17 protein-coding genes are annotated in these 13,571 nt (G+C 46.2%); 10 read left to right on the forward strand and 7 right to left on the reverse strand.

Annotation, left to right across the window (positions count from 1 at the left end; translation table 11 throughout):
- Nucleotides 1–45: 45 nt before the first annotated feature.
- The gene (locus IRJ16_RS13755; RefSeq protein ID WP_194112187.1) at nucleotides 46–1,029 is read right to left on the reverse strand and encodes a helix-turn-helix domain-containing protein; all 984 of its coding nucleotides are present in this window, start codon (nucleotides 1,027–1,029) and stop codon (nucleotides 46–48) included.
- Between the two features lie 222 nt (nucleotides 1,030–1,251).
- Between IRJ16_RS13755 and IRJ16_RS13760 the strand changes: the two genes are divergently transcribed.
- A complete protein-coding gene (locus IRJ16_RS13760; protein ID WP_194112188.1) occupies nucleotides 1,252–2,223 on the forward strand; it encodes an aldo/keto reductase in 972 nt (323 codons plus the stop codon).
- Complete coding sequence (locus tag IRJ16_RS13765) at nucleotides 2,224–3,057, forward strand: helix-turn-helix domain-containing protein (protein ID WP_194112189.1); 834 nt, start codon at nucleotides 2,224–2,226, stop codon at nucleotides 3,055–3,057. It begins immediately after the preceding gene.
- On the opposite strand, the gene IRJ16_RS13770 is transcribed toward IRJ16_RS13765, so the two are convergent.
- From IRJ16_RS13770 to IRJ16_RS22895, 4 genes are all read right to left on the reverse strand, one after another.
- Nucleotides 3,035–4,267, reverse strand: a complete 1,233-nt coding sequence (locus tag IRJ16_RS13770; protein WP_228080135.1) for an FAD-dependent monooxygenase — start codon at nucleotides 4,265–4,267, stop codon at nucleotides 3,035–3,037. The genes IRJ16_RS13765 and IRJ16_RS13770 overlap by 23 nt on opposite strands.
- The gene (locus IRJ16_RS13775; RefSeq protein ID WP_194112190.1) at nucleotides 4,267–5,355 is read right to left on the reverse strand and encodes an AraC family transcriptional regulator; all 1,089 of its coding nucleotides are present in this window, start codon (nucleotides 5,353–5,355) and stop codon (nucleotides 4,267–4,269) included. Before IRJ16_RS13775 ends, IRJ16_RS13770 begins: the two co-directional genes overlap by 1 nt.
- A 289-nt stretch (nucleotides 5,356–5,644) precedes the next feature.
- Complete coding sequence (locus tag IRJ16_RS22890; protein WP_228080137.1) at nucleotides 5,645–5,794, reverse strand: helix-turn-helix domain-containing protein; 150 nt, start codon at nucleotides 5,792–5,794, stop codon at nucleotides 5,645–5,647.
- Nucleotides 5,795–6,132: 338 nt separating this feature from the next.
- Complete coding sequence (locus IRJ16_RS22895) at nucleotides 6,133–6,468, reverse strand: AraC family ligand binding domain-containing protein (protein ID WP_228080139.1); 336 nt, start codon at nucleotides 6,466–6,468, stop codon at nucleotides 6,133–6,135.
- 69 nt (nucleotides 6,469–6,537) lie between these two features.
- Between IRJ16_RS22895 and IRJ16_RS22900 the strand changes: the two genes are divergently transcribed.
- From IRJ16_RS22900 to IRJ16_RS13800, 5 genes are all read left to right on the forward strand, one after another.
- Nucleotides 6,538–7,212: a hypothetical protein gene (locus tag IRJ16_RS22900; RefSeq protein WP_228080141.1), complete on the forward strand. Its 675-nt coding sequence runs from the start codon at nucleotides 6,538–6,540 to the stop codon at nucleotides 7,210–7,212.
- Nucleotides 7,170–7,694 (forward strand): AAA family ATPase, encoded by a 525-nt coding sequence (locus IRJ16_RS22905; RefSeq protein ID WP_228080143.1) that lies wholly within the window; start codon nucleotides 7,170–7,172, stop codon nucleotides 7,692–7,694. The genes IRJ16_RS22900 and IRJ16_RS22905 overlap by 43 nt, the downstream gene beginning before the upstream one ends.
- Nucleotides 7,657–8,142: a DUF4385 domain-containing protein gene (locus IRJ16_RS13790; RefSeq protein ID WP_194112191.1), complete on the forward strand. Its 486-nt coding sequence runs from the start codon at nucleotides 7,657–7,659 to the stop codon at nucleotides 8,140–8,142. The genes IRJ16_RS22905 and IRJ16_RS13790 overlap by 38 nt, the downstream gene beginning before the upstream one ends.
- A 92-nt stretch (nucleotides 8,143–8,234) precedes the next feature.
- A complete protein-coding gene (locus IRJ16_RS13795; protein ID WP_194112192.1) occupies nucleotides 8,235–8,375 on the forward strand; it encodes a hypothetical protein in 141 nt (46 codons plus the stop codon).
- A gap of 181 nt (nucleotides 8,376–8,556) precedes the next feature.
- Nucleotides 8,557–8,847 (forward strand): hypothetical protein, encoded by a 291-nt coding sequence (locus IRJ16_RS13800; RefSeq protein WP_194112193.1) that lies wholly within the window; start codon nucleotides 8,557–8,559, stop codon nucleotides 8,845–8,847.
- A 172-nt stretch (nucleotides 8,848–9,019) separates the two neighbouring features.
- On the opposite strand, the gene IRJ16_RS13805 is transcribed toward IRJ16_RS13800, so the two are convergent.
- Nucleotides 9,020–9,775 carry a LytR/AlgR family response regulator transcription factor gene (locus tag IRJ16_RS13805; RefSeq protein WP_194112194.1) on the reverse strand — a complete coding sequence of 252 codons (756 nt, stop codon included), beginning with the start codon at nucleotides 9,773–9,775 and terminating at the stop codon, nucleotides 9,020–9,022.
- Complete coding sequence (locus tag IRJ16_RS13810) at nucleotides 9,765–10,778, reverse strand: sensor histidine kinase (protein WP_194112195.1); 1,014 nt, start codon at nucleotides 10,776–10,778, stop codon at nucleotides 9,765–9,767. The genes IRJ16_RS13805 and IRJ16_RS13810 overlap by 11 nt, the downstream gene beginning before the upstream one ends.
- Nucleotides 10,779–11,008: 230 nt before the next feature.
- Between IRJ16_RS13810 and IRJ16_RS13815 the strand changes: the two genes are divergently transcribed.
- The 3 genes from IRJ16_RS13815 to IRJ16_RS13825 all read left to right on the forward strand — a co-directional run bounded on the left by IRJ16_RS13815 (nucleotide 11,009) and on the right by IRJ16_RS13825 (nucleotide 13,563).
- Nucleotides 11,009–11,476, forward strand: coding sequence for a nuclear transport factor 2 family protein (locus IRJ16_RS13815; protein ID WP_194112196.1), 468 nt, complete (start codon nucleotides 11,009–11,011; stop codon nucleotides 11,474–11,476).
- Between the two features lie 88 nt (nucleotides 11,477–11,564).
- Nucleotides 11,565–12,416 (forward strand): aldo/keto reductase, encoded by an 852-nt coding sequence (locus IRJ16_RS13820; RefSeq protein ID WP_194112197.1) that lies wholly within the window; start codon nucleotides 11,565–11,567, stop codon nucleotides 12,414–12,416.
- Nucleotide 12,417: 1 nt separating this feature from the next.
- Nucleotides 12,418–13,563: an aldo/keto reductase gene (locus IRJ16_RS13825; RefSeq protein WP_194112198.1), complete on the forward strand. Its 1,146-nt coding sequence runs from the start codon at nucleotides 12,418–12,420 to the stop codon at nucleotides 13,561–13,563.
- The last annotated feature ends 8 nt before the right edge of the window (nucleotides 13,564–13,571 follow it).

Genomic DNA, 13,571 nt, shown 5'->3' on the forward strand with positions numbered 1-13,571 from the left:
TAATAGCCTGAAAAGGCAAAAAATCAGTCCGATACGACGAAGTGTTTAAGCTTGTGAAGAATAGCGCTTGGGTGTAAAACCGTAATGTTTTTCAAACAACCTGCTAAAGTGGCTGAGGTTGGTAAATCCAAGTTCATAGCCAACCTCCGCAACAGACCGCTTACCCTGTTTCAACAAAAATGCCGCTTCCTCCATGCGGGCGCGCTGGAAGTAATTGTAAACCGTATCACCGAAGGCCTGTTTGAAAAGTTGTTTGAGTTTGGTTTCGCTCATGGCGGCAATTTGTGCCAGCTCAGGCAATACAGGCGGTGTACTCAGATCGCTTATAACTTCGTTACGGATATGCAGAAGCCTGGCTGCATCCGCGCTGTTAATGTTCTGGTGCGTTAAGCTTTCACGTTTCGATAGCTTTTGAAAAAGCAGGTACAGCAGTTCCTGAACTTTGATTTGCATGTAGAATTGACTCAATTCATCGTTCATATCCACCGAGCTCAAGTTTTTAAGCAGCAGTTTGGTCTCAGCGGTCATGTTCTCAAAATAAAGAAATGTATGTCCCGGGCTGGTTATCGTTTCAATCGTAGAATTCAACTTATTAAGAGCCAGCAGGGTTTTCAGATAGGATGGCATAATGGCTATCACCGCATAACGTATCGTGTGACCTGCCGGGAAACGGATGGTCGAGCTCAGATCATTAGAGGTAACCTGGATAGCGGATTCATCGCGTTCGGAAAACTGAATATTGGGATCATTGTCGAATGCTATGCCGAGCGTTTGTTCGTTGCTGTAAAAAAAAATGGTGATCAGCTCATTACCCTGGCCGGACGTGTTGCGTTTGATGATCAGGTCTTCCTTTAATACATAATGATGAAGGGTGATCTTGAATTCAGGGCCAAAGGATAGTTTACGAATGTACCCGTTGCCCAGCTCGGCAGGAATGACCAATAGCCCATCATTTATCGTTGCCCCGATGTGCCGGGCAAAATAGGTCATGAAATCAAACTCCGGCGTGGCGGCAAAACTAAAGATCATTGATTTTTATGTGGTCTCAATAATCGAAATTATGCATATTACCGGAAATTTTTGCACTGCTATCGTTCTTATAAGCTGATCAATGAAAAGGATCATGTCTATGACGTATAAATCTGAATCATCCGGTCAAGATCAAAGTGTTTAAGCTAATTGAGCCGTACAGGTACATCGTATGAGCTGTATAAGCAAATGCCGGACATTTTAAAACCTGACCTTTACATCATGAAAAACATCACGAAAATTCAATTGGGTCAAAATGGACCCCTAGTTTCCAAACTGGGCCTGGGATGTATGCGCATGTCCTCTATTTGGGGCGGCCCCACACCCGACGAAACAGAAAGCATCGCTACGATCCATGAAGCTTTGGATCGCGGCATCAATTTTTTAAATACTGGCGACTTCTACGGTGCCGGGCATAACGAAATGCTGGTGGGCAAGGCCATCAAAGGAAGACGCGACGATGCTTTTATCAGCGTAAAATTCGGCGCTATCTTTCACAACGGACAATGGCTGGGATTGGATCTGCGTCCCATTGCCATCAAGAATTTCATCAACTACTCGTTGACCCGTTTGGGTATCGAAACGATCGACCTCTACCAGCCCAGCCGCATGGACGACAGCGTGCCGGTAGAGGACATCATCGGTACCGTCGCTGATTTGGTCAGAGAAGGCAAGGTTCGCCATATTGGTGTATCGGAGATCACGGCTGACCAACTCCGAAAAGCCAATAGCGTTCACCCGATAAGCGCGCTTGAGATCGGCTATTCACTGGCTGAGCGCGGGATAGAAAGTGACCTGCTGCCGGCGGCAAAAGAATTAGGTATTGCTGTGGTGGCTTTTGCTAATACTGCCGAAGGTTTACTGAGCGGTGAAATGAAGGCCCCGCTTGCCGAAAATGATTACCGTAACCATTTCTCCCGTTTTCAGGGGAAGCACTTAATTCATAACCTGGAAAAGGTGGAAGTCTTGAAACAGTTAGCCAGTAATAAAGGCTATACACCAACACAGGTTGCCATCGCCTGGGTAAATGCGCAGGGCGGTCATATCATGCCTTTAGTTAGTATGAGCCGCAGGTCGCGCCTCCCCGAAAATATGGCAGCGATGGATATTGTATTTACACCGGAAGAAATACATACCTTAAACACTACTTTTGCAACAGGCGCTATACAAGGCGGCACTTATTTACAACGCTAAATGATCAGTCCAGCAGAGATCCTTCCGGGTGTAATATTCTATTCTTACCTTTCTGCGGAGCGGAAGGAGAAGGTATGTTTCTGGAACCACCATACCCTGATCTTACAGGTGTCCGGCCAGTTTACGCTGGAAACCTCCGCGCAAACGATTTCCATGACCGGTGGAGAAATGCTGCTGATCGGCAAGAACCAGCTGGGTACAATTACCAAAACACCGCTGCCCGGCGCGAACTATGAAACCATTGTGATATCCCTGCAGGAAGACCTGCTGCGCAGGATCGTGCTGGAAGATAAGCTGGAAGCGGACCGGAAATACATCGGTCCGCCAAATATATTAATTCCTTCCAACGAATTCCTGCAGGGTTATTTTCAATCCATTGTTCCTTACGCCCGTAGCTCCGGCGCGGAGATGACCGATGAAATGGGCATTCTCAAAGTAAAGGAAGGTGTTAAGTTGCTGATGCTTGCCATGCCGGTGCTTCGCAACTTCCTTTTCGACTTCTCAGAACCTCACAAGATCGACCTGGAGAAATTTATGCTTCATAACTTTCATTTTAACGTCCCCATCGAACGGTTTGCACAGCTGACCGGTCGCAGCCTGGCAGCGTTCAAACGGGATTTCCTAAAGATATTTGGCGTTCCGCCGCGTCATTGGCTGCAGGATAAACGGCTGAACGAGGCGAAGCACCTTATCGAAACCAAACATCAAAAGTCATCGGCCTTTTACCTTGATCTGGGTTTTGAAAGCTTGTCGCATTTTTCCCATTCGTTCAAGAAAAAGTTCGGTAAGGCGCCAACTGAAGTTACGCCGCTCAATTCGCAGATCGATCAGTAGTGTTCAGGTAATCCGGAAGCGTGATCTCCTGCTTTGGCGCCTTTTTGTCTTTCCCGAAAAAACTAAAGACCCACTTGGCCGGCCTGCTGCCGAAAGCAGACACCACCGTATTCAATAACCCTACGCCTATCTTCGTTCTCGGATAGACCAGTCCGGGAATACCCGGAGGTAACTGCTGGCATTTCTCGACATACGGACGCATCTTTTGCTCATAAACTTCGAAAGCTTTTTGATAAGTGCTGGCTGTATATAACTCGCCGGCCAGAATATATGCGCCGGTCATGGCCAGGTCGGTTCCCTTACCGGCGATAGGCGTTGCGCAATAAGCTGCGTCACCAACGATCGCTACCCGGCCTTCACTCCATTCAGGCGCTTTCACCTGGCTGATCCTGTCAAAATAGAGATCGCTCGTTTTGTTTATTTCCATGATCAGACGCTCTGACTCCCAGCCGCTCCCCCTGATGCGGCCGATCAGCGCAGATCTTTGTTCTTCAAGAGAAAGTCCTTTGTATTCGTCTTCGGTTGCCGTAAAAGTGATGGAAGCCCTTGTTTCACCGTGATTATCAGGGCGCAGAAGGAATACGATACCGTTCTCTGCATTGCACCATCGTGCCCAACTGCTGTCTGTAGCTGATCTGGTAATGGTCAGATAAGCGGTATATAATCCAAGAAACTTAAACTCCGGGCGCTTCGCAAAAGCTAATTCGCGTGTCTTTGATCCAATCCCTTCAGCAGCGATCACCAGGTCGAACAATTCAGATCTGCTGCTTGAAAAGGTAACGTTAACGTTTGCATTCGTTTGTTCAAGTTGGGTAATGTGCTCTCCAAAGCGATACTCAACATCGACCTTCGTCAGATCGTACAGTATCCGGACAAGGTCGCCGCGAAGGATCTCCAGTTCCTGGGTCATACTCAGCGAACTCTCTACAGGGAATTCAGCTACGGTTTTATTACGGGTATTTACAAAACGTAAGCCCACCTCGGTTGTGTTCTGAGCACGAATTGCCTCTTCTATGCCCATTTTGCGGGCTATCTCGGCTGCCGGCCCTTTAACGTCGATGTTCTGACCGCCTAGTCTGAGTTCAGGCGCACGTTCAGCGACCGTTACGTTAAATCCATACCTGTTAAGCCAATAGGCCAGCGTGGGACCGGCAATACTTGCGCCTGTCACTAATATTTTCTTATCTTTCATATCCTCGATCTCTGTCATTAACCTATTTCTTCACAGGTGTAACCACCGGTTAACAGGACCTGCCTGATACGTTCCGGATGAGCCTCCCGGCCTTTTACTCTTAAAATGTTATCACGATCTTCCAGATCAAAGCTTACCTCATATTCCGGATAGAGGTTCCTGATCGAATCAACAAGATCATCGGCTATGTCCTTGCCCTGAACGCTGGTCCTGAATACGAGCACTTCGGGTTGTGGAGCAGGTTTTTGCTGTTCAGTTTTCCTGAAGCCGGAAGGCGGCCGTCCAACCACCCTGGTAAACAGGCGGGTGAAGTATTTATGATCAGCATAACCCAGACCGAAAGCGATCTCTTTAATGCTTTTAGTGGTATATCTGAGTGTTCGCTGCGCTTCGCCGGTGACCACCTGTTGTATCAGATGAGTCGCTGAATAGCCTGTGTTTATTTTCACCGTATCGTTCAAATGGCTTACGGAGATGTTCAGCGCGTTGGCATAATCTGCAGGCCGTTTCCAGATCTTAAAATTCCTTTTGATCAGATCCTTAAATTGCTGCACGATCAATGAACTCCTTGATGAAGAAGCTTCTTCAAGGGACTCAAGCAGCAAAAACAGATCAGCAGCTTTATAATAAAGTGCATTGATGAGGGCATGCAGCATTTTAGTTTGAAACTTACCCGGTCTCTTTTCCTCAGCCGCCTGGTAAATGGACAGCAACAACTGCTGAAAAAACAAAGATCCTTCGTTGTCAAATTTTAATAAAGCGATAGTTTCTATGGTTCGTTCAATGATGATCCGGATACCAGCGTCCAGGAATCTGCCGTCGAAAAACATGACCCAGCCTGAGATCGCCTGAACGTTCAGGCATTGATGCACCTGACCAGGCTGTATAAGCATTAACGAGGAGGGCATCATGACAACTTTACGCCCTTCCACCATCATCGTCATTTGGCCGGACGTTAACAGAAAAAGGCCGTGTGTATCATGTCTGTGGGGCGTGATCGCTTTGAGACCGTCATCTTCAGGGATAAAAGATGCCAGCATGGGAGAAATGATCAATCCATGAGGGTTTGCTGACAGTTCGTATAAATATATCTCTTCTTTGGTCATGGATACTCGCCCGTTAATATATCAAAGTTAACTGAATATTATCAGGCATTTATCCTACAAATGAAGGCAATAGGGGGACAAACAGCGGAAGCTCTCCCGTTATATTTACTTTTACTTGCTTGCACCAGCGCGGCCTCGGGCACGCGCAACCGGATAATGATTGGCGCTGTTCTGCTGCGATCAAAAAAGAGCAGCCATTATACTTTGCATCTCATCACAAGAACAGGTGAATTCCATATGTGTGACCAGGAACAGCTTATTCAGGAGGCGGGTACAAGAGGCCTGTCCTTTAGGTGCGCTTCCGGTATGATCCGGGAGACTTGCCGGTCGTTTTCTTAAATAACCGGCTAAAATATTTGTCATCCTCAAAACCCAGGTCGTACGCAATTTCCCTGACGGTGCGGCTGCTGTAGGTGATCAGTCGTCGTGCCTCACGCATGAGTTCCTGCTAGATATGATAGGTCACACTGAAGCCGGTGACACCTATGACCGTGTCATTGAGGTGGCTTAGGGTCATGTGCATCCGCTCCCGCATATTGAGATGCTTTTCGTAAAGACATGAAATCCCGACGCAAATGCTGACGAAATAATTTGGTGATCTCTATATTCCTGGCCGAATGACCGGACATTGCCTGCCTCTCCTGAATAAAATACGATCCCGCTATTTCGTAAAGACATACCGAGAGCAATGACTTCAGTATAGCTGCCTGAAATAGTTGTCCTGGACTCGAGTAAACCGAGAAAAGATGTTTCATCAGCTCATCAAAGTGTCCTGACTCATCGGGCAAGATCGATCAGCATGACCTCGGAAAGGCACTGATTAAGCAGGTCTTTGATCTGCTGATCCAGCAGGCCCGGATCAAATGCCAAGAACCAGCCCCGCCCAAGTTCTGCGGAAGTGATACTATGGATCTGTCCGGGAAAAGATAAGAACAAGGACCTGTCGGCCAATTCATGCGAAGTATGATCGACCTCCATCGCCATGGACCCCTGCGCTATCAGCACCACGTAATAAAAGTCATGCCGGTGCGGCTCCGATCTTGCGTAATGGAGCCGTTCACCAACATTTGTCTCTACCGGCTTTATGTACATCCCTGAACTCCATCGTTCCATTCCGTAGACCGGGATCTTTTTGCTTTTAGCCATCGGGCAAAGTTAATTCATGCCGCGCTGATATTCGCTATGCAGCTCCGCTGCCGTCCGGGATCCGAAAAGATTATTCAGGCGTGCGCGCGCCGTCATTTGTTTGAACGTACCATGACGGGCGGGATCGCCGGCATCATGCATGGTATCTGCCATCCACATCGCAAAATCCTGATAGTTGTCGCTTTTCCTTTAGGTGTATTAACCAGCGTTACCGGTGTATCCGGTTCCGGCAAAAGCAGCCTGGTCAGCCAGGTCCTGGTGGAACTGATGGCTGAGCATTTAGGCCTGCAGGTGAATATTGCCGACGATATTGAAGCTGATCCATTGGAAGACACGCAAGTACAAACACTGGGCGGTCGGATCACCAGCGGAATGAAGCATGTCAAACGATTGGTGGTCGTTAATCAGAAGCCTATCGGGCGTACACCGCGTTCTAACCTGGCCACTTATACCGGCCTGTTCGATCATGTCCGTAAACTATTCGCTGTTACACCAATGGCCAAAGCGCGCAAGTTCGATGCCGGCCGCTTTCGTTCAATGTCGTCAAAGGGCGCTGCCCGCATTGTGAAGGTGAAGGCATGGTCATGGTCGAACTGCTGTTCCTGCCGAGTGTATATACGCCTTGCCCGACCTGCGGCGGAACCCGTTATAACCCCAAAACACTGGAGGTGCTGTATAAGGAAAAAAATATCGCGGAGGTGCTGGGCCTGACCGTAGACGAGGCGGCAAAATTCTTCGATGAAGAAGCGGCGATCAGCCGCGCATTGGAGGTCGTGCGTGAAGTTGGCCTGGGGTACCTGCGACTGGGACAGCCCGCGACAGAGCTTTCCGGCGGTGAAGCGCAGCGGATCAAACTGACAACAGAACTGCAGCGCGCCCAGCATGGTCGAACGCTGTATGTGCTGGACGAACCGACCACGGGACTGCATCCGTCAGACGTGGAGCGCCTTTTAGTCCAATTGAACCGCCTGGTCGATGCCGGCAATACGGTCATCCTGGTAGAGCATGATATGGAAGTGATCGCGGCCAGCGACTGGGTGATCGACATCGGACCGGGCGCAGGTGAATCAGGCGGCCGGATCGTAGCCGAAGGCGAGCCGGCAGCGATCGTCAAAACGAAGAGAGCCGCACCGCTCCCTACCTGGCCAAACACTTATGAAAGCAGATACCCCATCTTACTTAAATTTCGATAGCGGCAAATATGCCTGGAAGCCGGACATCTATTATAAAAAACACCCTGAGCTCTATCGTGTGGGTAAAGGCGAACAAGGCGTACTGATCTGCGAACCCTACAAGAGCGAGATTGGGCCGAACTGGCGTTTTAAGACCGAAGAGATCGCTAAAGAAAGCAGCGCGAAGATCTATGCGCAGTTCCAAAACTATCTCGACCAAGGTGATTTTGTCGGCGCTGATATGGCGCGTAAATACCTGCAGATGGGTTATACCCGGGCAAGACGCTATGCGAATTACAAGGGCGGCAAAAAGTATAATGCTGCAAAAAATTACGCCCTCCTGGCTCGTGGTACCGGCGAGGAGGAAAAAGCGAAGGCAGCCGCTGTATTTTACACCTGCTGGAAAGCCGCGGAAGCGAATGAGCGTTACCAAACGGAGAAGCTGAACTGGAAAAAAAACAGGGGCTGATCATTTCGTCCGCAAAAACCTACATCAGGCGACCGATCAAATAACTTTCAAAGTGGTTCCGGCTTTGGCATCATATTTATATCATTACAGATATGAAAACATCGCCAACTAAAACAACTGACCTGGTTAAATCAATCGACAAACAATTAAAAGCGATCCTTACCGAAGATATCCGGAAGATCGATGATGTCAATGTCAGAAGTGCGGCATTCCTGCAACTCATAGCAGCTTAATATTATCTTATTCTACTATTAAGCTCTTATATAAACCATCTACCCATGGATCTATGCGTTCAGATTTTGAACGCTTTTTTTTGTTTCATGCTATCAGTCGTCCGGTAGAACGCGACCTCCACTTAGGCTTACCGCAAAGTAATAATTTCCAACTTTTTTGCAATTCGCTTGTTAAGGTCGGATGCAACAAGAAAATCCTGTCAAAACAAAATATAACGATACCGAGCTGGAAGAATTCAGAACACTTATAACAGAAAAGATCAAAGCAGCAAGAGAAGAACTTACCGACCTGGCCGGTACCCTGAGCGCTTCAAATTCCAACGGGGATGATGCGGCCATTGCCGGCAAACGCTGGAAGACGGTTCCGCTACCATGGAGAAAGAGCAGATCAACCAACTGGCCATCGTTTGACTGTTTAGTTAAGACTTTTCGTCCTTTAAGCAGTCCGATTTTTAAGAGGGGTTACAGTTGAGATGTCGGTACATATACTAACTTACGATAGCATACCTGGCCATTTGCTATGTTGTACCTATGTTGTACCAAAACAAAAAAGCCCGTTACGAATCCTCGTAACAGGCTGATTTAGAAGTAGCGGAGCAGGATTCGTACCTACGACCTTCGGGTTATGAGGTAAAAAGTATTAATTACAGCACCCATTTATTCAAAAAAGCATTAAAATCTTCTTTAAACTGTTCGCTGACGGCTATCGTCGTAGTCCCTACCTGAACGGATGTTTTGGTTGCTGATTTAATAGCGGCGGTCGCGACTATGAAAGAGCGGTGCAGGCGTAAAAACATGTCGACCGGTAGCTTTTCCTGAAGCCGTTTCAGGCTAGTTAGGGTAAGTAAAGGTTTATCCGTTGATCTCAAAAACACCTTTACATAGTCTTTTAAACCCTCGATATATAAAATATCCTCCACATCAACTTTCACCAACTGGTGCTCTACTTTTAGATAAATATATGGCCGTTGCTCCAATATCGGTTTAAATTCATTGGATCCCGCTTGCAAACTATTTTCATACATAAAGAAATAATCCCTAGCCTTTTCCGCAGCTTTTGAGAAATCTACATAATTGAATGGTTTAACCAAATAATCTAAGGCATCTACCTTAAACCCGTCAATAGCGTATTGATCGTAAGCCGTAGTAAATATTATACGCAGGTTTTTCTTTTTATCCGATTGACTAATAATACGGGCCAATTCAATACCACTAAGGTCTGCCATTCGGATATCCAAAAAGATAAGTTGAAGTTGTGGACTTTGATGAACCTCTTGTAGCGCAGCTATCGCGTTATTATATCGGCCTATCAAATTCAAATAGGGAGTTTGTTCAATATAAGAAGAGATCAGATCAAGCGCAGCCGGTTCGTCATCTACAGCGATACAGTTAATACTCATTGGTATTCAAAGTTAAAGTGACCACAAACTCTTTCGCAAAATCATCCGGCTCGGCTATCAAGTCATACTTGCCCGGATATATTAGATCTAACCTGCGTCGGGTATTAGCTACTCCGATGCCTTTGTCATCATCCAACTGCTTTGCTAAACCATTGAATAGTGAGTTTCGCACTTCAAACGTTACCAATTTATCTTTCTCGGATATGCCGATGTAGACATAGCTTGGATTAACAGCACTGATCCCATGCTTAAAAGCATTTTCGATGAAAGGTAAGAATAGCATTGGAGCCAAAGGAAGGTCGCCCAAACCCGGCTGTTTATCAAAAATGATCTGTACATCTTCCGCGATACGTACTTTCATTAACGCGATAAAGTCTTCTATAAACTCAATTTCTTTAAATAAAGAGGTTTGCTCATTCTTGGTTTCATAAAGCACGTAGCGCATCATGTGTGAGAGGGAATATATAGAGGTCTTAGCAGAAGCCGGGTTGGTATCCATCAAGGCGTAAATGGTATGTAGCGTATTGAATAAAAAGTGAGGATTGATCTGTGCTTTTAAAAAAGCCAATTCGGCACCGATGCGTTCCTTTTCAGACACCTCGAACGCCAGTTGCTTCTTTTGCAGCCTTTTGGCTATCACAGAAACATAGCTTAAGGCGAGTGTCAATACCGAAAGTGCTGTGATCCAGGTTTTGGTCCAGTGATGATTAGGAACGTAAGGGTGCCCCGGCTTAGAATATAATTTGATAAAAATGTTATCAATACCCAGCAAGTTGGCAAACATTAAATTAATCCACACCAGTAAGCATACGGCTAGGATAAGGCTGATCACATAAAGGACACCCCAATATTTATGGGATAGCTTTGGAAAAAGCAGGTAGATGTTGCAGAAATAAAGCGCGGCGATAGAACAGTTTTCAAAGACCTGTTTCAGCCAAAACTCCCAGGGCTTATCTGCATAAGTATTTAACTGCGAGATTAGCAAACCCAGTAATGCCGCCATCACAACGAAATCAATTGAAAATATGGCTTTTAAGATCCGCTTATTCATCTGCTGCAAAATCGCTGTTTTATTTGATTTGGCAACTACTAATATACAGATCGGGCAAAATCATAGATAGTTCGGGCATTCCGGTCGGTTGAAAACCGCAGACTGTCGGGGATATTCCCCGAACGGTCTATTAAAAATTAAAGCTTCGCCGATAATGCTTTGATTTGGATAAACGTAATCCCATGAAAACAACATTTTTTGCTTTAATCCTGCTTTTTGCCGGAGTTCAATTTGCAACTGCCCAGGCTAAATTACCTAATTCGACCGCCAAAACTTTCACAAAGGAGGAGCAGGCCGTACTTGATATTTCCAAAAATAAATGGGCCTGGATGGCCGATAAAAATGTCGATTCCTTAAATGTGCTTTTTAAAGAATCCTGCGTATTTGTGCACATGGGTGGCAGCTGGGGGAAAACCCAGGAGATCAATACGATCAAAGGTGGCAATATCTGGTATAAAAAGGCAGACGTTTATGGCGCATCGGTTAATATTATTGGTAACACTGCTATTGTATTGAATGATATCGATCTGCTGGCCGCTGTTGGCGGCAACGAAGTGATCCATGCATTCATGGTGACTGAAGTGTATGTCAAAGAAAACGGAGCATGGAAAATGGGCTCACTTACTTTCGCAAATCATGCGTCCCGTTAAAATGGTGAAACAGTAGTAATGGTAGGTATTCCAGTGATTGGTATAAGCTTATACCAGTTTAAAGGCATCAACTTTGTATGATCAAATTATGCAAAAAGTTAAATTAAATAATGGAGTGGAAATGCCGATCCTGGGGTTCGGCGTTTTTCAGGTGACCGATCCGGCCGAATGTGAAAGAAGCGTATTGGATGCCATTGAATCGGGCTATCGCCTGATAGATACAGCGCAGTCATACGGTAATGAAGAAGCAGTGGGCAAGGCCATAAAAGCCAGCGGCGTGCCACGCGAAGAATTGTTTATCACTACCAAGCTTTGGATACAGTCAGCTGGTTTTGATGGCGCGATCAAAGCATTTGAAAATTCGCTTGAACAACTGCAACTGGATTACCTTGATCTGTATTTGATCCACCAGCCCTATGGTGATGTTTATGGGGAATGGCGCGCCATGGAAAAATTATACAGCGACGGCAAGATCAGGGCCATTGGTGTAAGTAATTTTCAGCCGGATAGGTTAATTGACTTGATCATTCACAATAAGGTAGTGCCTGCTGTAAACCAAGTCGAAACGCATCCATTCCATCAGCAACACGAGGCGCAACAATTTATGGTGGAGAACAATGTACAGATAGAATCTTGGGGTCCGTTTGCTGAAGGTAAAAATGACCTTTTCCACAATGGGTTATTGAGATCTATAGGTGACAAATACAATAAGTCAATTGCACAGGTCGTATTACGCTGGCTAATTCAGAGAGGTGTAGTTGCCATTCCGAAATCCGTCCGTAAAGAACGCATGGCCGAAAACTTTAATGTTTTCGACTTTCAATTAAGCGGCGAAGACATGGAGACCATAAAGGGCTTAGATACTAATGCTAGCAGTTTCTTTGATCACCGCGACCCAAAAATGGTTAAATGGTTGGGTGAGCGAAAATTGAATAGTTAACATGGAAAATTCAGAAAGCAACATATCAAAGATCAATCGTCGTAACCTGCTTAAAGGCGGCCTTGCTTTGGCAGGTAGCACTTTATTAGCCAGTAATTCGTTAGCTGCACAAGTATCAAATAATGACCGCGCGGTTACCGGCAAACGCAAGTTGGGGAAACTGGAGGTATCGAACATTGGCCTTGGTGTGCAGAACATGAGCCGTACTTATCAAACTACCATTCCGTCGCGGCCGGAAATGATCAGGATAATTCAAAAGGCGTTCGATAATGGTATAACCCTATTTGATACGGCGGAAGCTTACGGTCCCTGGGAATGTGAGAAAATATTAGGTGAGGCGACATCGTCTTTTAGAAATAAGATCGTGATCGAAACTAAGTACGGTTGGAATATTGACCAAAAGACCGGACAACGTTTGCCTGGCCTTAACAGCCGCCCGGAGCATATCAAAGTAGTGGTGGAGGCCATGTTAAAACGGCTTCGCACAGATCGTATTGATCTGTTATATCAACACCGCGTAGATCCGGCTGTACCCATTGAAGATGTTGTCGGTGCTATCAAAGATCTAATTAAACAAGGCAAATTATTGCATTACGGGCTGTCTGAACCCGGAGCGCAAACTGTTAGGCGAGCACACGCCGTTCATCCGGTTACTGCCATACAAAATGAATATTCGTTGCTATGGCGCGGGCCGGAAGAAACAATCCTTCCGCTTTGCGAGGAACTTGGTATTGGCTTTGTTTGCTGGAGCCCGCTGGGTGTAGGTTTTCTAACGGGCGCAATAGACGAAAATACTCGCTTTGCACCCGGGGATATTCGTGCTATTGAAGGCCGGTTCTCCCCTGAAAATATGCCAAATAACCTAGCACTCGTAAAATTACTACAAAGCTGGGCGGCACGCAAAAAAGCTACACCGGGGCAAATATCATTAGCGTGGCTTCTTGCAAAAAAGCCATGGATTGTGCCAATACCCGGGACAACACAGATGGTGCACATGCTGGAGAATAGCGCGGCAGATTCGGTTAAATTCAGTGTCGATGAGTTAAATCAGTTCAATCAAGAATTATCCGGTATTTCCATAAAGGGTTTGCGCCTACCGCAAGCGGTCTTAAATTATTCTGCTGTAGAGGCGCCCACGAAACCATAAACACTTAA

The organism is Mucilaginibacter myungsuensis (assembly GCF_015222005.1).
In the GTDB taxonomy this organism is placed as follows: domain Bacteria; phylum Bacteroidota; class Bacteroidia; order Sphingobacteriales; family Sphingobacteriaceae; genus Mucilaginibacter; species Mucilaginibacter myungsuensis.

Excerpts from the sequence above, each read along its gene's own strand:
- IRJ16_RS13755 (WP_194112187.1), bottom strand. The coding sequence starts at position 1,029 with ATGATCTTTAGTTTTGCCGCCACGCCGGAGTTTGATTTCATGACCTAT.
- IRJ16_RS13760 (WP_194112188.1), top strand. The coding sequence starts at position 1,252 with ATGAAAAACATCACGAAAATTCAATTGGGTCAAAATGGACCCCTAGTT.
- IRJ16_RS13765 (WP_194112189.1), top strand. The coding sequence starts at position 2,224 with ATGATCAGTCCAGCAGAGATCCTTCCGGGTGTAATATTCTATTCTTAC.
- IRJ16_RS13770 (WP_228080135.1), bottom strand. The coding sequence starts at position 4,267 with ATGACAGAGATCGAGGATATGAAAGATAAGAAAATATTAGTGACAGGC.
- IRJ16_RS13775 (WP_194112190.1), bottom strand. The coding sequence starts at position 5,355 with ATGACCAAAGAAGAGATATATTTATACGAACTGTCAGCAAACCCTCAT.
- IRJ16_RS22890 (WP_228080137.1), bottom strand. The coding sequence starts at position 5,794 with ATGCGTGAGGCACGACGACTGATCACCTACAGCAGCCGCACCGTCAGG.
- IRJ16_RS22895 (WP_228080139.1), bottom strand. The coding sequence starts at position 6,468 with ATGGAACGATGGAGTTCAGGGATGTACATAAAGCCGGTAGAGACAAAT.
- IRJ16_RS22900 (WP_228080141.1), top strand. The coding sequence starts at position 6,538 with ATGCAGCTCCGCTGCCGTCCGGGATCCGAAAAGATTATTCAGGCGTGC.
- IRJ16_RS13790 (WP_194112191.1), top strand. The coding sequence starts at position 7,657 with ATGAAAGCAGATACCCCATCTTACTTAAATTTCGATAGCGGCAAATAT.
- IRJ16_RS13795 (WP_194112192.1), top strand. The coding sequence starts at position 8,235 with ATGAAAACATCGCCAACTAAAACAACTGACCTGGTTAAATCAATCGAC.
- IRJ16_RS13800 (WP_194112193.1), top strand. The coding sequence starts at position 8,557 with ATGCAACAAGAAAATCCTGTCAAAACAAAATATAACGATACCGAGCTG.
- IRJ16_RS13805 (WP_194112194.1), bottom strand. The coding sequence starts at position 9,775 with ATGAGTATTAACTGTATCGCTGTAGATGACGAACCGGCTGCGCTTGAT.
- IRJ16_RS13810 (WP_194112195.1), bottom strand. The coding sequence starts at position 10,778 with ATGGCGGCATTACTGGGTTTGCTAATCTCGCAGTTAAATACTTATGCA.
- IRJ16_RS13815 (WP_194112196.1), top strand. The coding sequence starts at position 11,009 with ATGAAAACAACATTTTTTGCTTTAATCCTGCTTTTTGCCGGAGTTCAA.
- IRJ16_RS13820 (WP_194112197.1), top strand. The coding sequence starts at position 11,565 with ATGCAAAAAGTTAAATTAAATAATGGAGTGGAAATGCCGATCCTGGGG.
- IRJ16_RS13825 (WP_194112198.1), top strand. The coding sequence starts at position 12,418 with ATGGAAAATTCAGAAAGCAACATATCAAAGATCAATCGTCGTAACCTG.